The organism is Mycobacterium farcinogenes (genome assembly GCF_019739075.1).
GTDB classification, from domain to species: Bacteria; Actinomycetota; Actinomycetes; order Mycobacteriales; family Mycobacteriaceae; genus Mycobacterium; species Mycobacterium senegalense.
This window is the reverse complement of the sequence record NZ_CP081673.1, coordinates 2,596,932-2,617,301: the sequence shown is the minus strand read 5'-3', so window position 1 is coordinate 2,617,301 and position 20,370 is coordinate 2,596,932. Positions and strand designations below refer to the sequence as shown.

20 protein-coding genes are annotated in these 20,370 nt (G+C 67.2%); 4 read left to right on the top strand and 16 right to left on the bottom strand.

The features are described 5' to 3' along the window. Positions 1-8: 8 nt before the first annotated feature. The 5 genes from cysW to K6L26_RS12420 form a co-directional block, all read right to left on the bottom strand. Positions 9-830 (bottom strand): sulfate ABC transporter permease subunit CysW, encoded by an 822-nt coding sequence (gene cysW / locus K6L26_RS12435; RefSeq protein ID WP_019348008.1) that lies wholly within the window; start codon positions 828-830, stop codon positions 9-11. Beyond that, entirely contained in the window at positions 827-1,705 is an 879-nt protein-coding gene (gene cysT / locus K6L26_RS12430) for a sulfate ABC transporter permease subunit CysT (RefSeq protein WP_019348007.1), read from the bottom strand. Before cysT ends, cysW begins: the two co-directional genes overlap by 4 nt. Continuing rightward, positions 1,702-2,745 (bottom strand): sulfate ABC transporter substrate-binding protein, encoded by a 1,044-nt coding sequence (locus K6L26_RS12425; protein WP_019348006.1) that lies wholly within the window; start codon positions 2,743-2,745, stop codon positions 1,702-1,704. Before K6L26_RS12425 ends, cysT begins: the two co-directional genes overlap by 4 nt. Positions 2,746-2,860: 115 nt before the next feature. Further along, positions 2,861-2,953, bottom strand: coding sequence for an Ms4533A family Cys-rich leader peptide (locus tag K6L26_RS32020; protein ID WP_350222992.1), 93 nt, complete (start codon positions 2,951-2,953; stop codon positions 2,861-2,863). A 138-nt stretch (positions 2,954-3,091) separates the two neighbouring features. After that, positions 3,092-3,295 carry a hypothetical protein gene (locus tag K6L26_RS12420; RefSeq protein ID WP_036394216.1) on the bottom strand — a complete coding sequence of 68 codons (204 nt, stop codon included), beginning with the start codon at positions 3,293-3,295 and terminating at the stop codon, positions 3,092-3,094. A 115-nt stretch (positions 3,296-3,410) separates the two neighbouring features. Between K6L26_RS12420 and K6L26_RS12415 the strand changes: the two genes are divergently transcribed. Together K6L26_RS12415 and K6L26_RS12410 are read left to right on the top strand one after the other, a co-directional pair. Continuing rightward, a complete protein-coding gene (locus K6L26_RS12415) occupies positions 3,411-5,441 on the top strand; it encodes a glycoside hydrolase family 15 protein (protein WP_019348003.1) in 2,031 nt (676 codons plus the stop codon). A gap of 68 nt (positions 5,442-5,509) precedes the next feature. Further along, a complete protein-coding gene (locus K6L26_RS12410) occupies positions 5,510-5,785 on the top strand; it encodes an ANTAR domain-containing protein (protein WP_019348002.1) in 276 nt (91 codons plus the stop codon). On the opposite strand, the gene K6L26_RS12405 is transcribed toward K6L26_RS12410, so the two are convergent. Beyond that, a complete protein-coding gene (locus K6L26_RS12405) occupies positions 5,769-6,329 on the bottom strand; it encodes a class I SAM-dependent methyltransferase (RefSeq protein WP_085140350.1) in 561 nt (186 codons plus the stop codon). The two genes, K6L26_RS12410 and K6L26_RS12405, sit on opposite strands and share 17 nt — an antisense overlap. A gap of 49 nt (positions 6,330-6,378) precedes the next feature. Here K6L26_RS12405 and K6L26_RS12400 point away from each other — a divergent pair, with 49 nt between their 5' ends. After that, positions 6,379-7,293: a zinc-binding dehydrogenase gene (locus K6L26_RS12400; RefSeq protein ID WP_064899348.1), complete on the top strand. Its 915-nt coding sequence runs from the start codon at positions 6,379-6,381 to the stop codon at positions 7,291-7,293. A gap of 7 nt (positions 7,294-7,300) precedes the next feature. Here the strand turns inward: K6L26_RS12400 and K6L26_RS12395 are convergent, their stop codons facing one another. The 6 genes from K6L26_RS12395 to lepA all read right to left on the bottom strand — a co-directional run bounded on the left by K6L26_RS12395 (position 7,301) and on the right by lepA (position 15,776). Continuing rightward, positions 7,301-8,536, bottom strand: coding sequence for an acyl-CoA dehydrogenase family protein (locus tag K6L26_RS12395; RefSeq protein WP_085140351.1), 1,236 nt, complete (start codon positions 8,534-8,536; stop codon positions 7,301-7,303). Further along, positions 8,533-9,522, bottom strand: coding sequence for a GNAT family N-acetyltransferase (locus K6L26_RS12390; RefSeq protein ID WP_085140352.1), 990 nt, complete (start codon positions 9,520-9,522; stop codon positions 8,533-8,535). Before K6L26_RS12390 ends, K6L26_RS12395 begins: the two co-directional genes overlap by 4 nt. Beyond that, positions 9,519-11,051 carry an APC family permease gene (locus K6L26_RS12385; protein WP_221853197.1) on the bottom strand — a complete coding sequence of 511 codons (1,533 nt, stop codon included), beginning with the start codon at positions 11,049-11,051 and terminating at the stop codon, positions 9,519-9,521. Before K6L26_RS12385 ends, K6L26_RS12390 begins: the two co-directional genes overlap by 4 nt. A 96-nt stretch (positions 11,052-11,147) precedes the next feature. Next, a complete protein-coding gene (locus K6L26_RS12380; protein WP_085140354.1) occupies positions 11,148-12,530 on the bottom strand; it encodes an LLM class flavin-dependent oxidoreductase in 1,383 nt (460 codons plus the stop codon). Beyond that, positions 12,527-13,831, bottom strand: coding sequence for an NtaA/DmoA family FMN-dependent monooxygenase (locus K6L26_RS12375; protein WP_221853196.1), 1,305 nt, complete (start codon positions 13,829-13,831; stop codon positions 12,527-12,529). The genes K6L26_RS12380 and K6L26_RS12375 overlap by 4 nt, the downstream gene beginning before the upstream one ends. Positions 13,832-13,901: 70 nt before the next feature. Continuing rightward, positions 13,902-15,776, bottom strand: a complete 1,875-nt coding sequence (gene lepA / locus K6L26_RS12370) for a translation elongation factor 4 (RefSeq protein WP_064899360.1) — start codon at positions 15,774-15,776, stop codon at positions 13,902-13,904. Between the two features lie 79 nt (positions 15,777-15,855). Between lepA and K6L26_RS12365 the strand changes: the two genes are divergently transcribed. Further along, the gene (locus K6L26_RS12365; RefSeq protein ID WP_085980397.1) at positions 15,856-16,491 is read left to right on the top strand and encodes a type II toxin-antitoxin system PemK/MazF family toxin; all 636 of its coding nucleotides are present in this window, start codon (positions 15,856-15,858) and stop codon (positions 16,489-16,491) included. Here the strand turns inward: K6L26_RS12365 and K6L26_RS12360 are convergent. Genes K6L26_RS12360 through K6L26_RS12345 form a run of 4 tightly spaced genes read right to left on the bottom strand, consistent with a single transcriptional unit; the run spans position 16,473 to position 20,327 of the window. Continuing rightward, entirely contained in the window at positions 16,473-17,252 is a 780-nt protein-coding gene (locus tag K6L26_RS12360) for an ABC transporter ATP-binding protein (protein ID WP_019345169.1), read from the bottom strand. The two genes, K6L26_RS12365 and K6L26_RS12360, sit on opposite strands and share 19 nt — an antisense overlap. Beyond that, positions 17,249-18,274: a FecCD family ABC transporter permease gene (locus K6L26_RS12355; protein ID WP_221853195.1), complete on the bottom strand. Its 1,026-nt coding sequence runs from the start codon at positions 18,272-18,274 to the stop codon at positions 17,249-17,251. The genes K6L26_RS12360 and K6L26_RS12355 overlap by 4 nt, the downstream gene beginning before the upstream one ends. Further along, positions 18,271-19,263 (bottom strand): ABC transporter substrate-binding protein, encoded by a 993-nt coding sequence (locus K6L26_RS12350; protein WP_435405367.1) that lies wholly within the window; start codon positions 19,261-19,263, stop codon positions 18,271-18,273. The genes K6L26_RS12355 and K6L26_RS12350 overlap by 4 nt, the downstream gene beginning before the upstream one ends. A 26-nt stretch (positions 19,264-19,289) precedes the next feature. Beyond that, entirely contained in the window at positions 19,290-20,327 is a 1,038-nt protein-coding gene (locus K6L26_RS12345) for an ABC transporter substrate-binding protein (protein ID WP_221853193.1), read from the bottom strand. Positions 20,328-20,370: the final 43 nt, after the last annotated feature.

Below are 20,370 nucleotides of genomic sequence, written 5' to 3'. Positions count from 1 at the left end.
TCTCAGGCCTACTGCGCGGCCTTGATACGGCGTCGGTCGAGGATCACCTGGACCACCAGGACGATCACGGCAACGGCCATCAGCAATGTCGAGATCGCATACGCGCCATACACCGAATCGGCGGTACCGCGGTTGTAACGGTCGGCCACCAGCAGGGTCAACGTCTGGGAGGTGCCCGGCAGGTTCGAGGACACCATGATCACCGCACCGAACTCCCCCAGCGTGCGGGCGATGGTCAGCACGATCCCGTAGGTCAGGCCCCATCGGATCGACGGCAACGTGATTCGCCAGAACGTCTGCCACCACGTCGACCCCAGGGTGGCAGCGGCTTCCTCCTGATCGGTGCCGATCTCGTGCAATACCGGCTCGACCTCACGGATGACGAACGGCACCGTGACGAAGATGCTGGCCAGCACGATGCCGGGGATCCCGAAGATGATCTTGAAGCCGAGGTTGTTCTCGACGAAGCCGAGCAGCCCGGCCGAACCCCACAGCAGGATCAGTGCGACACCCACCACCACCGGAGACACCGCGAACGGTAGGTCGATGACCGCCTGCAGAGCGCTCTTGCCACGGAACCGGTTGCGGGCCAACACGAGCGCGGTGGGAACGCCGAACAATACGTTCAGCGGCACCACGATCGCGACCACCAACAGCGACAGGTTCAGCGCCGAGATGGCCGCCGGGGTGCCCACCGATGCGAAGAACGCGCCGATTCCTGGGCTGAAGGTGCGCCAGAGGATCAACCCGACCGGCACCACCACCAGCACTGTCACGTAAGCCAGTGCCAGAAAGCGCAGCAGGTAACGCACCGGCGGCGAGAGCGTCATGCCGAGAGCTCCTCACGCTTGGCCGCGCGCGAGCCCACCGCTCGCAGCACGAACAGCACCACGAACGAGATCACCAGCAGCACAATCGAGATCGCCGCAGCACCGGTGCGGTCGTCGTTCTCGATCAGGGTGCGGATCCACTGGGACGACACTTCGGTCTCACCCGGTACCGCGCCACCGATCAGCACCACCGAGCCGAACTCGCCGATGGCGCGGGAAAACGCCAGGCCGGCACCCGACAACAACGAAGGCAGCAGCGCGGGCAGGATGATCTTGGTCAGGATGGTGAAGGTGTTGGCGCCCAGCGAAGCAGCCGCCTCCTCCACGTCGCGGTCCAGTTCCAGCAACACCGGCTGCACCGAGCGCACCACGAACGGCAGCGTGACGAACAGCAGCGCGACACCGACACCCCACTTGGTGTGCTGCAGGTGCAGGCCGACCGGGCTGGCCGGACCGTAGAGCGCCAGCATCACCAGGCTCGCCACGATGGTCGGCAAGGCGAACGGCAGATCGATCACCGAATCGACCAGCCGCTTGCCGGGGAAGTCATCGCGGGTCAGTACCCAGGCCACGATCAGGCCGAAGACAAGGTTGACCACCGTGACCCCGGCCGAGATGGTCAGCGTCACCCGGAACGATTCCAGGGCGGCGTTGGAGGTGACGGCCGCCCAGAAGGCGTTCGGGCCGCCGCCGGCGGCCTGCCACAGGATCGCGGCCAGGGGCAGCAACACGATGACGCTCAACCAGATCGAGGCGGCACCCACTCGCAGTGAGGTGCTTCCGTAGCGGCCGGGCCGCGCGCCGGGGGCGGAATCCCCCGGCGCGGGCGCACCCGGATCAGGCTGGGCCGCATCGGTCTGGGCTACAGATGTCATCCAGTCGCCTGCTTGTAGATCTTGGTGATCGAGCCGTTGTCCTTGTCGAACAACGCCGGGTCGACCTCGCTCCATCCGCCGAGATCAGCGATCGTCCACAGCTTCTCCGGCGTCGGGAAGTCCTTGGCGAAGTCGGCCGCCACCGCGGGGTCCACCGGACGGAACCCGGCCTCGGCCCACAACTTCTGTCCCTCTGCGGTGAGCAGGAAGTTCGCCAGGGCCTTGGCCTTGTCGGCGTGGGCGCTGGTCTTGACGACCGCCACCGGGTTCTCGATCTTGAAGGTCTGCGGCGGGTTGACGTGTTCGACGTCCTTGCCCTGCCGCTCGACGTTGATCGCCTCGTTCTCGTAGCTGATCAACACGTCGCCCGTGCCCTGCAGGAACACGTCCGTGGCTTCGCGGCCCGAACCCGGGCGGGTCTTGACGTGTTCGGTCACCAGCTTGTTGACGAAGTCGAGACCGGCCGCGGAATCCTTGCCGCCGTTGCTCTTCGCCGCGTACGGCGCCAGCAGGTTCCACTTGGCCGAACCCGAACTCAGCGGGCTCGGGGTGACCACCTCGAGCCCGGGCTGCAGCAGGTCATCCCAGTCTTTGATGCCCTTGGGGTTACCCTTGCGCACCACCAATGACACCACAGAACCGAACGGAATGCCCTTCGTATTGCCCGCACTCCAGTCGTCGGCCACCTTGTCGGCCTTCACCAGGCGGGTGACGTCGGGCTCGACCGAGAAGTTGACGATGTCGGCCGGCTTGCCGTCGGCCACGGCCCGGGACTGGTCGCCCGAGGCGCCGTAGGACGTCCGCACCGCGACGCCCTTGCCTTCCTCGCTGGCGGCGAACGCCGGGATGATCTTGCTCCAGCCGGGCTCCGGCACGGCGTACGCGACGAGCGTCAACGTAGTGTCCGCGTTCGCGGCACCCTGATCGCCGCCGGCGACATCGCTGGCACCGCCACCGCAGCCGACCGCGAGCACGCCGGTCGTGGCCAGGACGGTGGCGGTACGCCAGAACTTGTTGAGGTTGGTCTTGTAAACGGGCACTGATGACCTTTCTTGCGGACAGCGGACATTGCGAGGTCCGTCAGGCGGAAAGGCGAAGAAGAGTATCCGGGCGTAGAACTAGCGCCACCGACACCAAACCGCGGACGGAGTGGAGTCAGCGACAACAGGCGACGTCAGCAACAGCGCATGAACCCACGGCAATGAGAGCCAACACATGGCTCTCGGTCTTGCCGGACGCTGAATGCATGGCGCGAAGAATAACAGAATTCCGGCGTCGCGCCCGTCGAGCGTTCAGCGTCTGGCTAGCGAGTCAGCAACCACATCACGATGACCAGCACGACCAGCAGAATCAAGATCAACGTGACGCGTGAGCGCGGCATACCGTTCACTCTGATTCCACCTCGTCAGCCGGGGCGTGGCGCAGCCGGTGCAAGCCGGTGGTTCCCCAGCTCAGCGCGCCGTCGAGAACGACAGCACTGCCATAGGCCAGTGCCAGCACCACCGGCATCACCACGGCGGTCTGCACGACGAACGGCAACCCGGTCAGCCACAATTCGACGCCGTCCCACCAGTTCAGGATTGCCGCCATGGGGCAAGCGTAGGCGATCGTCCGGTTCATCCATTTTCGGTCCCGTCCCGCCCGTAACGTTCGCCACGTGCGTATTGGGTAGACGACACCTCTATCCGCAGATGATGATGTGCGGATGGTCCTGCAACACACCGAGCCCACGGATGTCGTCGCGGCACTCGACAAGACAGCTGAGGCCCCCAAGACACCCGAGGCGCCGTTGACCGCGACCGCCCCGGTGCCGTATTCGTCGGGCGGGGGCCTGCGGAACCCGTTCCCACCGATCGCCGACTACGGCTTCCTGTCCGACTGCGAGAACACCTGCCTGATCTCCTCGGCCGGTTCGGTGGAGTGGCTGTGTGTCCCGCGCCCGGACTCCCCCAGCGTGTTCGGCGCGATCCTGGACCGCAGCGCGGGCCACTTCCGGCTCGGACCCTATGGCGTGACCGTTCCGGCGGCGCGGCGCTACCTGCCGGGCAGCCTGATCCTGGAAACCACCTGGCAAACCCACACCGGCTGGCTGATCGTGCGCGATGCGCTGGTGATGGGTCCGTGGCACGACATCGACACCCGGTCGCGCACCCATCGACGCACCCCCATGGACTGGGATGCCGAGCACATCCTGCTCCGTACCGTCCGCTGCGTCAGCGGCACCGTCGAACTCGTGATGAACTGCGAGCCGGCGTTCGACTACCACCGGGTCAGTGCCTCGTGGGAGTACTCGGGACCGGCCTACGGCGAAGCCATCGCCCGCGCCAGCCGCAACCCGGATTCGCACCCCACCCTGCGCCTCACCACCAATCTGCGCATCGGCATCGAGGGCCGTGAGGCCCGCGCCCGCACGCGGCTCACCGAGGGCGACAACGTGTTCGTCGCGCTGAGCTGGTCCAAGCACCCGGCCCCGCAGACCTTCGAAGAAGCGGCCGACAAGATGTGGAAGACCAGCGAGTCGTGGCGGCAGTGGATCAACATCGGCGACTTCCCCGATCACCCGTGGCGGTCGTACCTGCAGCGCAGCGCGCTGACCCTGAAAGGGTTGACCTACTCGCCGACCGGGGCACTGTTGGCCGCACCCACCACGTCGCTACCGGAAACCCCGCAGGGCGAACGTAACTGGGACTACCGCTATTCGTGGATACGCGACTCCACCTTCGCGCTGTGGGGTTTGTACACGCTCGGCCTGGACCGGGAGGCCGACGATTTCTTCTCCTTCATCGCCGACGTCTCCGGCGCGAACAACGGCGAGCGGCACCCACTGCAGGTGATGTACGGGGTCGGCGGCGAACGCAGCCTGGTCGAGGAAGAGTTGCACCACCTCTCGGGCTACGACAACGCCCGGCCCGTGCGCATCGGCAACGGCGCCTACAACCAGATGCAGCACGACATCTGGGGCACCATGCTGGATTCGGTGTACCTGCACGCCAAGTCGCGCGAGCAGATTCCCGAAGCACTGTGGCCGGTGCTGAAGAACCAGGTCGAGGAAGCCATCAAGCACTGGAAGGAACCCGACCGCGGCATCTGGGAGGTGCGCGGCGAACCGCAGCACTTCACCTCCAGCAAGATCATGTGCTGGGTGGCACTGGATCGTGGTTCGAAGCTGGCCGAGCTTCAGGGCGAGAAGAGTTATGCGCAGCAATGGCGCGCCATCGCCGAGGAGATCAAGGCCGACGTCCTGGCCCGTGGCGTGGACTCCCGCGGTGTGTTGACCCAGCGCTACAACGACGACGCGCTGGACGCCTCGCTGCTACTGGCGGTGTTAACGAGGTTCCTGCCATCGGACGATCCGCGGGTGCGGGCCACGGTGCTGGCGATCGCCGACGAACTCACCGAAGACGGGCTGGTGCTGCGCTACCGCGTCGAGGAGACCGACGACGGCCTGTCCGGCGAAGAGGGCACGTTCACCATCTGTTCGTTCTGGCTGGTGTCCGCACTGGTCGAGATCGGTGAGGTGAGCCGGGCCAAGCATCTGCTGGAGCGGTTGCTGTCCTTCGCCAGCCCGCTGCACCTGTACGCCGAAGAGATCGAGCCGCGTACCGGCCGGCACCTGGGCAACTTCCCGCAGGCATTCACCCACCTGGCGCTGATCAACGCCGTGGTGCACGTGATCCGGGCCGAGGAGGAATCCGACAGCTCCGGGGTCTTCCAGCCGGCCAACGCCCCGATGTAGTCCGCGCGGGAGAAATCACGGTGCGCCGATCCCTGGATCCGGCGTTGCCCGACGAGCACCATCGGTGCATGAGCTACAACCGTGCAGACGACACTTCACGCATCAAGATCGACGTGGCGATCGGTGTTCTGGTCGCCCTGCGCGGTTGCGCGCCGGATCAGGCGTTCGCCGAGCTGGTCCGGGTGGTGCAGCGCACCGGGATCGGAATCGGCAGTATCGCAAGGGCTTTGGTCGATCTCGCGGGCGGCAGCTCGGGCACCTCGGCCGAGTACGCCGAGGCGTTCAACGCCTGGGGTGAGCTGCTGGCCCAGGCCCGGCGGATTCCCGTCAACGCCGCCCGGTAACAGGCGCACGGGCCAGCAACCAGGCCTCACCATCGGCCTCGCACGCCTCGAACGTCTCAAGACCGGCGAAGGCCGCCTCGAGTTCACCTGCGGCCGCGCGGAATCGGCCCGGCTCCGCGCCCACCTCACTGAGCACACAGACGGCCAGCAGGCCGCCCGGCTTCAGCCGGGCGGCCAGCGCCGGGTAGAGGCCTGGGTCGCGGAAGCGATGGCACAGCACGACGTCGACCTGCGGCCCGGCGGGCAGGCCGTCGTCGAGGTCGGCGACCTCGAACAGGCAGCGCCCGGCCACCCCGTGGCGGATGGCTGAGCGCTTCGCCCGGTCGATCGCCACGGAGGATACGTCGATACCCCGCACGTGTAGGCCGCGCTGCGCCAGCCACACCGCGGCCCGGCCGGTACCGCACGCGATGTCGATGGCCGACCCGGTCACGGGAAACTGGTCGGCGTGGCCGTCGAAAACCTGCGGCAGGGCCGGCAGGTCATCGTCCGGCTCGCGGTCGGCGTAGGCCGCGTCCCAACGGATGCGGTCCTTGTCGCTCACGGCGCCACCTTAAGGGAATAGTGGCAGACCCTCCGGGGTTAGCCCGTTCATGCGAGCCCTCGTCTACGACCCGCACGCGCCGGCCAACCTCCGGTTCGACGAGGTGGCCGAGCCTTCGGTCACCGAATCTCAGGCCCTGATCGACGTCCATGCGATCGGGCTGAATTTCGGGGAACTGCACTTCATCGACCAGATGCGCCGTCCGGGCGAAGTTCCCGGCTGGGACAGCGCGGGCATCGTCACACAAGCCGCGGCCGACGGCTCCGGACCGCCGGTCGGCGCCCGGGTGGTCGGATTCAGCGGTGAGGCCGGTTGGGCCGAACGTCGTGTCGTCGCGACGGACAACCTGGTCGAGCTTCCCGAATTCGTCGAATTCGACGAAGCTGCCGCGCTGCCGGTCGCCGGGGTGACCGCACTGCAGGCGTTGCGGGCGCTCGGCCCGGTGGTCGGCCGCCGGGTGTTGATCACGGGCGCGTCCGGCGGTGTCGGCCGGTTCGCAGTGCAGCTGGCCGCCCGGGCCGGCGCTCATGTGATCGCCGCGGTCGGCAGTGCGCCGCGCGGCGAAGGCCTGGCGGAATTGGGTGCGGCCGAGGTGGTGGTCGGGCTCGACGCGGTGACCGATCCGGTGTTCGGCGTCCTCGACAACGTCGGTGGAAAGCTCTTGGCGCAGGCCTTCAGCCTGGTGTCCGACGGCGGGTCGGTGCAGTCCATCGGCATGGCCTCCAATGAGCCGACCACCATCGACTTCGAGGCCGAGCGGCGGCGCGGGCACCGGAAACGCTTGGAGCCGTTCACTGTTCGAGCGCCGTTCCAGGCCGATCTCGCCTATCTGCTGACCCTGGTGGCCGACGGCGAACTCGACCCGCAGATCGGTCTGCGCGACTCGTGGGGCAACATCGCGGCGGCCGCCCACGCCCTGCTCAACCGAAAGGTCGCCGGCAAGGCGGTGCTGCAGGTCGACTGAAGGCGGCTCAGTTGCCCTGGCCGCCGCGGCCCCGGCGCACCAGATCGGCCACCGGGTCCTTTCCGTTGACGAACCAGTCCCCCAGGATGCGCGCCTTGTAAACCGCGGGGTTGTGCGACGCCAAGGTGCGGGCGTTGCGCCAATGCCGGTCCAGGCCAAGCTCTTCGGACACACCGGAGGCCCCGAGGGCATCGAATACCTTGGTAGTGGACCGAAGCGCCGCACCGATGATCGCCAGTTGTGCCTGTGCCACGGCCACCTCGGCGTCGATCAGCAGCTCGCGGGCGTGGTCGTCACTGCCGGCCAGTCGGCCCACGACGATGCGATCGAGGGCGCGGGCACTCAACCCCAAGGCCGCCTCGGCACCGAACGCCTCGGCCGAGATCTCCCCGATCACCTGCAGCAGTTGTGCGTCTTCGGCAGGCAGCTCGGAAAGGCCCTGCGGATAGTTTCGGGTGCGTCGGCGCAACGCGGCCGTCCCGTCCCGATGCACGGCCCGCGTGATTCCGGTCAGGACCGCCAGCATGGCGATCTGATAGAAGTGCGCCTGATAGCCAAACCGCTCGGCGGCGGGAAAGACGTTGCCCGGTTCCGCGCGCGCCGCCTCGTAGCGTGCCGAACCGCTGGCTGTCGTGCGCTGGCCGAACCCTCGCCAGTCGTCGACCAGCGTGACGCCCGGATCGTCGGCGCGCACCAGGGCCGTCCACAGCTCGCCATCCGCACCGCGACCCAGGACATCCAGCCAGTCGGCGTAAAGACTGCCCGTCGCATAGTATTTCGCGCCCGATACCAGCCAGTGGTCGCCCTCCTCGGTGACCGTCGTGGCCAGATTCGCCAGGGTCAGGTTGTTGGCCTCGGTCCAGCCGCCCCCCACGAATTCGCCGGCCAGGAACCGCTTGATCCAGGCGGCGTTGTCCTCCGAAACCGGTGCGTTGAGCCGGTCCTCGACGAACGCCAGGTGGTTACGCCAGATATGGGCGACGTTGGCGTCGGCCTCACCCAATTCGGCCAGCAGCAGGAAGGTCTGCTCCAGGGACGCGCCGAAACCGCCCTGTTCCGCGGGGATCCGCACGGTGCCGAATCCGGCATCGCAGAGCCACCGCACCTGCTCGTGCGGGAAGACCCGGTCCCGTTCGCGTGCCACATTGCCCTCGGCAATGCGCTCGAAGATCGGCCGGAACACCGACTGCAACTCGGCGTCGTAACCGGACGGCCGCTTCAGATACGTACCTGCACTGCTCATCGGAGGCTCCCGTCATTGTCGATGCGATATGCGTACTGGTCCCCGACCGCCACGTACCCGAGGCGGCGGTACAGCTCATGCGCCTTGCTGGCGTTGTCGATGTCGGTGCCCAACGAGGCGACGGTGAACCCGCGCCTCAAGGCCGCCAGCCAGACTTTGCGCAACAGCAGTTCCCCGGTCCCACGCGTTCTCCGGTCGCGGCGCACACCGATGTAGTCGGTGTGCGCGCTGCGCTCCTCGTCGGTGCCGGTTCCCACGGTGTACGTCGACCCCAGTACATAGCCGACCACCACCCCGCCCTCATCGACCGCGGCGATGCTGAAGTCCGGGTTGAACGCCCGGCTGCGCAGGTGGTGTTCCCAGCGCTGCGGGGTTTTCGACATGTTTCCGAAATGCTCACTGAACGTGTCGAACTGCAGCTGCCGGACTTGTTCGGCGAATCCGGCCGAGATCACCTCGGGCCAGGACAGAATCGTCAGGCCGTCGATGCGTGCGGCGGCCAGCGCGGCGGGATCCTCGCCGTGCAGCGGCTTGCGGGTCGCGACGAACTGCCGCTCCTTCCACGCCCCGCGGCGTACCAGCGCGTCGATCGCCGCCGGCTGGTCGGCCCCGATGTACACCCGCAGATACGCGCCCGGGGCGGCGACCCGACGGAATCGCTCGACGGTCTCGCCGACCACCGCGTCGACGGTCGCGCTCGCAACCGACGGACTGAATACGAAGTCTCCCAACACCTCCGGCTCGGCACCATCGGGCCGGTGCAACGCGGCGTATCCGAGCACGTCTGCCGACGCACCGCACAGGACCACTGCCGAACCGGGATACACGCCCTCGAACTGCTCGGCGACATCACGCGAATCGGCGGCGAACTTTCGTCCACGCAAACCCGGTGTGGTGGCCAGGAAGTCCGCGATCAGTGGATAGTCATGTGGGGTGGCCGCCTTCACCGTCCGGCCGGTGGTCAGCCCTTGGTCGGTGAGCGTCATTTGCGATCCTCGTCGATCGGAGCGACCTGTGACTGCTGGAGGACCTCACCGATACCTTGGTCGGCCAGGCGCTGTTGCTCGTCCTCGGACAGGGTCTGAATGCTGCCGATCCGGTTGGCCACCTCGGGGTTGGTCCGCTTCAGGTACCAGTACCAGGACAGGCCGGCCAGCAGGATCGCGGCGAACACGAAAGGCAGGATGTTGAAAGGGAACTCGGGTACCGGGTAGAAGTTGCTGACGATCACATAACCCAGGCCGGCGGTAGCCGCGATCGACACCGCGAGCCGGGCCGGGGTCAGAGCCCCGATCTTGCGCAGCCAGACCGGAGTGGCGATGACCACCAGCAGATAACTCACCAGGAAGCCCCAGTTGGCCACGTACCCGCCGTAGACATCGAACACCAGCCGGCCGGCGGAGCTGAAGGTAGCCACGATCGAGAACACCAGGGCCAGGAGTCCGACGAACACCACACCGGCCCACGGCGTCTTGTAGGCCGGATGCACCTTGGTGAACACCTGCGGCAACGCACCCTCGTGGGCGAACGTGAACAGCGACCGGGCCGCCGCGGTGGTGACCGCGGTGACGAACACGATGAACGCGATCGCGACGGCGCCGCTGACGATCTGGTTCACCCAAGCCACCCCGACACTGGTGGCCAGCTGCGGCAGCACCGCCTTGTCTCCGTCGATCTCACCGAAGTGCAGGATCTGCGGATAGGTCGCGAAGATGTACAGCGCGCCGATCAAGAGCACGACGCGCAGCAGAGATCTGGCGATGTTGCGGTGCGCGTCCTTCGCTTCGGCGCCGAGCGAGGCGACGCTCTCGAATCCGGCGTATGACCCCACCGCAGTAACCGCCGCGATGAACGTTGCGCTGGACCCGAGGTGCTGCGGACTCCACTGCTCCCAGTCGATGCGGAAGCCATAGCCGATGTAGGAAGCCACTATGATCACCAGGATCGACGCGATGGCCAGCAGTTCGAAGGCCAGCTCGTATTTGGCGGCCAGTGACACCCCTCGGTACGGCAGGTACACCGCGATGCCGACCACCACGAGCACCAGCAGTAGGCGGAACCAAACCGCCTGGGAGCCAAGGCCGATGGACTCCAAAAAGGCGTCGAGGTAGAGCACCCCGCCGAGGGTGCCGGTGGTGGCGAACCCGATGTAACCGAACAGCAGGCTGAACCCGGCGGCGAAGGCGAAACCGGGACCCAAACCGTTGCCGGTGTAGGTGCCCAGCGATCCGGACGACACCGTGCGCTTGGCCTGGAAACTGATCGTGACGGCGACCAGCACCACGATGGACAGGCCGATCACGGCAGCCCAGGCGGCCCCCTTGCCCGCGGCCACGAACAACGAGAACGGCACCACGGCCAGGGCCACGCTCGGTGCGGCAGCTGCCAGCCCCTGGGCGAACACACCCCAGGGGCCGAGCGCCCCGGATTCGAGACCGGTCGACTCCGCGGCGATCAGGGTGCGGCCCGCCGCCTGAATCTCCGGGCCTGTCTTCGGTTCGTCTGTAGTGGTCACGGCAATGTCCCTTGCTGACCGCGACGCCTCCCGCGGTGTGTACTGCCACACTGCCGCAATCGGTTTCGTGCCGTCAGCTATGGAATCGGCGGGATTCTATTGCGAAGTAACGGAATTCCTGCGGAATGCGGCGCCAGGGTGTCCGTCAGGGAGAAATCCGTCTTCTCCGCCGAACAGCCTCTGCCGCAAGGTCGTCGGATCGCCGAGTTCACGGGCGCGGCCACGCCGTCGCAGCTCGGGAATGAGGTATGTGGCCACATCGGCAAAGCTGCCGGGCGTGACGTGATAGGCGATGTTGAAACCGTCCACCCCGGTCCGGTCGGCGTAGGCGTCCAAGGAATCAGCAACGGTGGTGGCGGATCCGACGAACAGCTCGCCGCCGAAACCGCCCAGTCCCCCGACGTAATCCCGCAGGGTCAGACGGTCCCGGGCATCGGCATCGGTGACCGCAGCCAGGATGGACCGGCTGGCGTCGGTGTCGAACTGCCCGATCGGGCGATCCACCCCATATGTCGACCAGTCCACGCCCGACAGTGCCGACAACAACACCAGGCCGCCTTCCAGGTCGTGGAACTCGCCGAGTTCACGCGCCTTTGCTTGCGCTGCGGAATCGGTACTGTCCGTCACGATCTCGACGGAGGTGATGAATTTCAGGGATCGGGGATCCCGCCCGTGCGCGCTCGCCCGGCGACGGATGTCGTCGATGTGGCCGCGCAGCACCTCGGGCCGCGGATCGCTGACGAACACCAGCTCTGCGTTGCGGGCGGCGAACTCGCGGCCGGCAGGCGAGGTGCCCGCCTGGAACAAGACCGGGGTGCGTTGCGGCGAGGGTTCCACCAGGTGCGCCCCGGGAACCGTGAAATACCGCCCGTGGTGGTCGATGTCGTGCACCTTCGCCGGATCGGTGTAGACCCCGCGCTCGGTATCACGCAGCACAGCACCGGGTTCCCACGAGCCCTCCCAGAGCTTGTACGTCACCTCCACGAACTCCTGGGCCATCGCATACCGCTCGTCGTGCGGGATCTGCCGGTCCCGTCCGATGATGTTGCGGGCAGCACTGTCGAGCAGCGAGGTGACGATGTTCCAGCCGATCCGGCCGCCGGTGAGGTGATCCAGCGTGCTGAACTTGCGGGCCAGCAGGTACGGGCTCTCGTAGGTGGTGGACACCGTGATGCCGAAGCCCAGCCGCCGCGTTGCCGCGGCCATCGCCGAGACCACCAGCAGCGGATCGGTCACCGGCGTCTGCACCGCCCGCGCCAACGCGGCACTCGCGTCACCGCCGAACACATCGAGCTGCCCCACCGCATCCGCGATGAACAACGTGTCGAAACCACCGTCGTCGAGCAGCTTCGCCAACTCCACCCAGTACCGCACATCGGTGTAATCGGCGGTGCGGTCCTCCGGGTGGCGCCACAACCCGAAGTTGCCGTGCGACACCGTCGACATGGTGAACGCCGACAGCACATACGGTTGGGTCATGACGCCTGCCGCTGCGGCACGTCGAGCCCCAGATGGGATCGCAGTGTGGTGCCGGCGTATTCGTGGCGGAACAGCCCACGCTTGCGCAGGACGGGAACGACCTGATCGACGAAAAGCTCGTGCTGTCCGGGCAATCCGGAATCCCGCAGCACGAAGCCGTCGGCGGCGCCGGCGGTGAACCAGTGCTCGATCTCGTCGGCGATCTGTTCGGGTGTGCCCGCCACGGCCGCGCCCCAACCGTTGACCGTGCGATACAGGAACTCCCGCACCGTCGGGTTTCCTTCCGTCGCCAGCAGGCGGTAGCCGGCCAGCGCGGTCTGGTGGGTCTCGGTGTGCGCCGGAAAGGCCGATGCCGGAACCGGACCGTCCAGGTCCGCCCCGGCGACGTCCACGTCCACCTCGAGCAGCCAGCCGGCCTGGTACTGCGGGCTGAAGTACTCATACTCCTGCTGCTGGGCACGCCTGGCTTCGTCCTCGGTGGAACCGACGACATATCGCAGCGACGGGGTGATGAGTGGCGGCCGGGCCCGGCCCAGTCGCCGTGACTCCTGATGGATCTGGGTGTAGAACTCCTGCGCCCGCGCCCGGTTGCCGTGGCTGGTGAAGATCACCTCGGCGTGCCGGGCCGCGAAACCCCGCCCGGTTTCCGATGATCCGGCCTGGAATATCACCGGCCGGCCTTGCGCCGAGCGGGCCGCGCCCAGCGGACCCGCCACGTCGAAATACCGGCCGTGGTGGTCGGTCGGTCGAATCTTGTTGACGTCGTTGAATATCCCTGCCGCCCGGTCCTCGACGACGGTGTCCTCGCCCCAGCCGTCCCACAGTTTGCGCACCACCGCGAGCGCTTCCTCTGCGATGCGGTAGCGCTCGTCGTGGGCCACCACGCCGCGGGCGCTGAAGTTGTCCGCGGCCGCCTGCGCGAAGCTGGTCACCAAATTCCAGCCGGCCCGGCCGCCACTGAGATGATCGAGTGAAAGCAATTGCCGGGCAAGGTGATACGGATGCGCCAAGGTAGCCGACCCGGTGACCACCAGCCCGATCCGCTCCGTGACCGAGGACAGTGCCGCCGTCGCGGTGAGCGGTTCGAAATCCTCGGTGATCTTGTAAGCCCAGGTCGCGGGTGGCCCGTAGTTCAGGCCGTCGGCGAAGAACAGCGCGTCGAACGTACCGGCCTCGGCGGTCTCGGCATAGCTGATCAGCCGCCGGCGCACGCCCGCCGTGCTGTTGTCGATGTCGGGATGCCGCCACGGCCCGGCAGACCGGGTATTGCCGAAGGCGAGCAGATGCAGCTCTCTGGACACTCCGGCGACACTACGATCGCGACCGACCGCAGCCGAGGGTTGCGCTCAGCGCGAAGCTATCCCCGCGCGGTTACTTCTTCGGCTTGTCCGCGGCCGCGTCGGTGGACAGCGCCGCGACGAACGCCTCCTGAGGAACATCCACGCGACCGATGGTCTTCATGCGCTTCTTGCCCTCTTTCTGCTTCTCCAGCAGCTTGCGCTTACGGGTGATGTCACCGCCGTAGCACTTGGACAGCACGTCCTTGCGGATCGCCCGGATGTTCTCGCGGGCAATGATTTTCGAGCCGATGGCGGCCTGGACCGGCACCTCGAACTGCTGGCGCGGGATGAGCTCCTTGAGCTTGGTGGTCATCTTGTTGCCGTAGGCCGACGCCGAATCCTTGTGCACGATCGCACTGAACGCGTCCACTGCCTCGCCCTGCAGCAGGATGTCGACCTTGACCAGGTCGGCCTGCTGTTCGCCGGCCTCCTCGTAGTCGAGGCTGGCGTAGCCGCGGGTGCGGGATTTGAGCGAGTCGAAAAAGTCGAAGATGATCTCGCCCAACGGCATGGTGTAGCGCAGCTCGACCCGCTCGGGTGACAGGTAGTCCATGCCGCCCAACTCGCCGCGCCGGGACTGGCACAGTTCCATGATCGTGCCGATGAACTCACTCGGCGCGATCACCGTGGTCTTGACCACCGGTTCGTAGACCTCGCGGACCTTGCCCTCGGGCCAGTCCGACGGGTTGGTCACCACGCTCTCGGAGCCGTCGTCCTTGATCACCCGGTAGACCACGTTGGGGGAAGTGGAGATCAGGTCCAGGTTGAACTCGCGTTCCAGCCGCTCTCGGGTGATCTCCATGTGCAGCAGCCCGAGGAAGCCGCAGCGGAACCCGAAGCCCAGCGCCACCGACGTCTCGGGCTCATAAGTCAGCGCCGCGTCGTTGAGCTGCAGCTTGTCCAGGGCGTCGCGCAGATCCGGGTAATCCGAGCCGTCCACCGGGTACAGGCCCGAGTACACCATCGGTTTGGGTTCGCGGTAGCCGGTCAGGGCCTCGGTGGCACCCTTGCGCGCCGTCGTCACGGTGTCGCCGACCTTGGACTGGCGGACGTCCTTCACACCGGTGATGAGGTAACCCACCTCACCGACACCGAGGCCCTCGCTGGCCTTCGGCTCGGGCGAGACGATGCCGACCTCGAGCAGTTCATGCGTGGCGCCGGTGGACATCATCGCGATGCGCTCGCGCGGGGTGATCTTGCCGTCCACGACACGGACATACGTCACCACACCGCGGTAGATGTCATAGACCGAGTCGAAGATCATGGCACGGGCGGGAGCGTCGGCATCGCCGGTCGGTGCAGGCACCTGCCGCACCACCTCGTCGAGCAGCTCGGCCACCCCCTCTCCCGTCTTGCCGGACACCCGCAGCACGTCCGACGGCTCGCAGCCGATGATGTGCGCGAGCTCACCGGCATAGCGCTCCGGGTCCGCGGCGGGCAGGTCGATCTTGTTGAGCACCGGGATGATCGTGAGGTCCCGGTCGAGCGCCAGGTACAGGTTGGCCAGCGTCTGCGCCTCGATGCCCTGCGCCGCGTCGACCAGCAGCACCGCACCCTCGCACGCCTCCAGAGCCCGCGACACCTCGTAGGTGAAGTCCACGTGGCCCGGGGTGTCGATCAGATGCAGGACGAACTCTTCGTCGTTGACCTTCCAAGGCAGCCGGACGTTCTGCGCCTTGATGGTGATGCCGCGCTCACGCTCGATGTCCATGCGGTCCAGGTATTGGGCACGCATCGACCGGTCGTCGACGACGCCGGTGAGCTGCAGCATCCGGTCCGCCAGCGTCGACTTGCCATGGTCGATGTGGGCGATGATGCAGAAGTTCCTGATCTGCGCCGGCGCAGTGAACGTCTTGTCGGCGAAGCTGCTGATGGGAATCTCCTGGTGAGCGTGGGTGTCCAGCACGTGCTGTGCTCCCTAAGGGTATCGAGCAACCACCGTCGCGACACAATCGCCAGGCGTCCACTCGCATATGCTCGACACCATGGCGTCGCAGTGGAAGGCGTTCCAACAGGTTCTCAGGGGCGTAGTGGATGGTGCCGAGAACCTGGTGTTCAACGAGGCACCCAAATTCGTGCGCCAGTTGCAGACCACGGACAACGTGCCGCGGACCGTGCAGCAGGGCATCCAACAGGGACTTCAGCAGGGCCTTCGGCTGGGGCTCGGCGTGCTCGCCGGTGCCACCGCCCCGCCGCCCCAGGCGATCACCGCCGGCCGGCCGGTATCCAAGCACAGCGCACCCACCGCCCACCGGGCCCGCAAAGTCGTCTATGCGCCCGACCTGGACGGGCAGGCCGATCCGGGCGAGATCGTGTGGACGTGGGTGGTCTACGAAGACGATCCGACCCAGGGCAAGGACCGCCCGGTACTGGTGGTGGGCCGCGATCAGCACACCTTGCTCGGGTTGATGCTGTCCAGCCAGGACTACCACCGAGACGACGCCGACTGGATCAGCATCGGCACGGGCACCTGGGACTACGACGGCAGGCCGAGTTGGGTCCGGCTGGACCGCGTGCTCGATGTGCCCGAGGAAGGCATTCGCCGCGAGGGCGCGATCCTGGACCGCACCCGCTTCGAGGCGGTCGCCGTCCGACTGCGCACTCAGTACTCCTGGAGCTGACCCGCCGCACCGCCGTGCTCGAACCGCACGTACGGGCCGGCGGCATCGACGGTGATCCGGCAGCGCACGCCGTAGACATCGGCCACCAGGGTTTCGGTCAACACCTCGACCGGGCTCCCCGCGGCCACGACCGACCCCTGCGACAGCACCACCACGTGGTCGCAGAACATCGCCGCGAGGTTGAGGTCGTGCAGCGCCACCACGCTCGTGACGTCGAGCGCGCGGACCATCGCCAAAATCTCGAGCTGGTGGGCGACGTCGAGATGGTTGGTCGGCTCGTCCAGCAGTAACTCGCCGGGCTCTTGGGCCAGCGCCCGGGCGATCTGCACGCGTTGCCGCTCCCCTCCCGAGAGCGTGTGCCACATGCGTTCGGCCATGCCGTCGAGGCCGGTGGCGGCCATCGCCGCGGCCACCGCGGCGTCGTCGTCACCGCTGCCGAACACCGAGCCGTGCGGTATCCGCCCCAGCCGCACCACGTCGGACACCGCGATATCCAGGTCGGTGTCCGCGTGCTGGCCGACCATTGCCACCCGTCGCGCCACCGCGCGCCGTGACATCCGGTGCAGCGCCCGACCGTCGAGCTGCACACTCCCGGCGTCGGGACGGTCGATGCCGGCCATGAGCCGTAGCAGCGACGACTTGCCGGAACCGTTGGGTCCCAGAAGCCCGACGGTGCTACCGGGAACCGGATCCACCGTGACGCCGTCGAGCACGATCCGGCCTGACCGGGCCCAACTCACCGCGACCGCTCGCAGACTCATCGACGTATCCCTCTGCGCCGCAACAAGATCAACGCGAAGGCGGGAACTCCGAGCATCGCGGTGACCACACCGGTGGGCAATTCCTGCGGGGCGAAGACTGTCCGAGCCAAGGTATCCACCCAGACCATGAACACCGCGCCGAGAATCGCCGCCGTCGGCAACAGCCGTCGGTGGCCGGGCCCGACGACAAAACGCGCCGCGTGCGGTAGCACCAGCCCGACGAAACCGATCGCCCCGGCGGCACTGACCAGGGCCGCCGTCACCAGGGCGGTGATCACCAGCAGCACGACGCGGGCCCGGTTCACCGAGACTCCCAGCGTCGCGGCGGCATCCTGCCCGAAGGCGAAGGCGTCGAGGGTGCGTGCGTAGACCAGACACACCAGCAGCCCGATACCCACGACGACCGCGCAGGTGGACACGTCGGACCAGGACACTCCGGCCAGCGAACCCAACAGCCAGAACAGCACGCCCCTGGTCTGTTCGGCGTCGGCCGAAGACAACACGATGAAGGACGTCAAGGCCGAGAACAGCTGGGTGCCGGCCACGCCGGCCAGTACCACCCGATCGGTCCCGCCGCCGGCCGCGTAGGCCAACAGCAGCACCACGGCGAACGACAACACCGCGCCGGCGAAGGCGCCACCGGACAAGCTCAGCGTCCCCGCGCCGACGCCGAGCACCGCCACCAGCACGGCGCCGGTAGAGGCGCCCGAGGAGACACCCAACACGAACGGGTCGGCCAAGGGATTGCGCAGCAGGGACTGCAGTATTGCCCCGCACAAGGCCAGCCCCGCCCCAGCGATTGCCGCCAGCACGACCCTGGGCAGGCGCAACTGCCACACGATGCTCTCCTGCAACCGGGTCGCCCCCGATGGACCGGCCCCGAGACGGTCGCCGACGATGCGGTAGACGTCCCCCACCGACAACGCGGCCGGCCCGATGGTGATGGCCACCGCGGCCGACAACACCACCAGTACGACCCCGACGACCCACACCCCGCCGAGCCACGCGCTGCGCACACTCACGGCGCCGCACCGAACCCGAGCTCGTCCAGGCCCTTGGCCACCTTCTCGGCGCCGTCGACGGTACGGATCGACGGGTTGAGATCCGCCCCGTTCACGACGATGTAGCGGCGGTGCCGCACAGCGGTCAGTCCCCGGGTGACGGGATTCGACTCCAGGAACTGGATTTTCGCCTCCACTGCGTCACCGTCGATCGTGCGTCTGCTCAGGTCACCCAGGACCAGCACGTCGGGGTCGTGGTCGGCCACACTCTCCCAACTCACCTGCGGCCATTCATCGGTGGTGTCGGCGAACACGTTACGGGCGCCCACCGACGCGGCGATCACACCGGGGGCTCCGCAGCAGCCGGCGAAATAAGGAGCGCGAACATCGGAGAACCAGAACGCCATGTCGACGCCGGCAGCGGCCCCGGCGATATCGTCGATCCGCCCGCGCAACTGCGCGACGAGCCGGTCACCGCGATCGGTGACATCGAATATCGTTGCCAGCTCGCGGATTTCGGTGTATATCGCCGCCATGCCGAACGGCACGCTGCGCGCACCGTCCCCGTTGACCGACGTCTTACCCTCGCAGTCGCTGGGTGCCAGATACGTCGCAACACCCAGTTGGTCGAACTGGTCGCGGTCGGCAACGCCGCCGGGCCCGAGGGTGCCGCCGAACGAGGCTGACACGAAGTCCGGTTCGGCTTCGAGGACGGTCTCCAGCGACGGTTTGTTCACCGCCAACCGTGGCACCCTGGCGTTGTCGGCCTCAAGACCCGCACGGACGGGGTCCGTCCAGGTCGCGGTACCGACCATGCGATCGGCCAGGCCCAGCGAGAGCAGTATCTCGGTGGAGCCCTGATTCAGGGCGACCGCACGCTGCGGCGGTGCGTCGATCACCACGTCCCTACCGCAATTCCGCACGGTCAGCGGATATCCGGGCGATGCACCGGGATCCGGTGCCGGGTGGGTGGACTGAGCGCACCCCACCAACGACAACGCGCTCACCACTGAAGCGAGCAGACAACCCGCGTGGTTCACTGGGCCAGCCCGAAGGCCTTGAGACCAGCGGCCATTTTCACCACCGCATCGACTTCACGGATCCCCGGGTCCAATTCGGAACCGGTGAGCACGACATAGTGCTTGTTTCGCACCGCGGCCATGTTCGCCGTCACCGGGTTCGACTCCAGGAATGCCACTTTCGACTCCAGGGCATCCCCGTCGACACGGCCTCGGCTCAAGTCACCCAACACCAGCACGTCGGGATTGCGGTCGGCCAGCGCCTCCCAGCTGACCTCGGGCCAGTCCTCGCGGGCGTCGGCGAAGACGTTGCCGAGCCCGAGTTCGGTGGCATACAGCCCGGGCGCCGAACAGCAACCGGCCAGATACGGCGTCCGCAGCCCTGAGAACCAGAACGCCACGCTGACATCCGGTGCAGTGGTCGACGGGATGTCGTCGAGACGCCGGGTGAGCCGCTCGATCAGATCTTGGCCCCGTTGTTGCACATCGAAGATCTGCGCCAGTTCGCGGATCTCCCGATACAGGGTGTCGAAGGACAGCCGTTCCGTGCGCGTGACGCTCTCGCCGTCGACTTTCGCGCCCGCGCACACCGAAGGTGATTGGTACGTAGGAATTCCCAGCTGAGCGAACCGGCTGCGGTCGGCAACCACGGCGGCGGTGAAGGTGTGTGCGCTGGCCGAGGCGACCAAGTCCGGTTCGGCTGCCAGCACCGTCTCCAACCCAGGATCGTTGTCGGCGAGGCGAGGCACCGTGGCGTTGTCCGCCGCAAGCTCGGGAAGCACGGGATCGAACCACGTCGAGGTGCCGACCATCCGATCGGCCAGTCCGAGCGACAGCAGGATTTCGGTGGACGCCTGGTACAGCGACACCGCCCGCCGAGGCGGTCCGTCGAACGTGACCTTCACACCACAGTTCTCGATGGTGAGCGGATAGGCGGTCGAGTGAACTGCCGAAGCTGCGCCCGATGTCTGCCCTGCCGGCGACTCTAGATGGCCGCAGGCCACTGCGACGGCCGACAACGACAACAACGACAACAGTGCGGTGAGCACGCGCACGGTCAGAACTTCCTTTGATCCAGGGCCCGATCGCGGAGCCGTC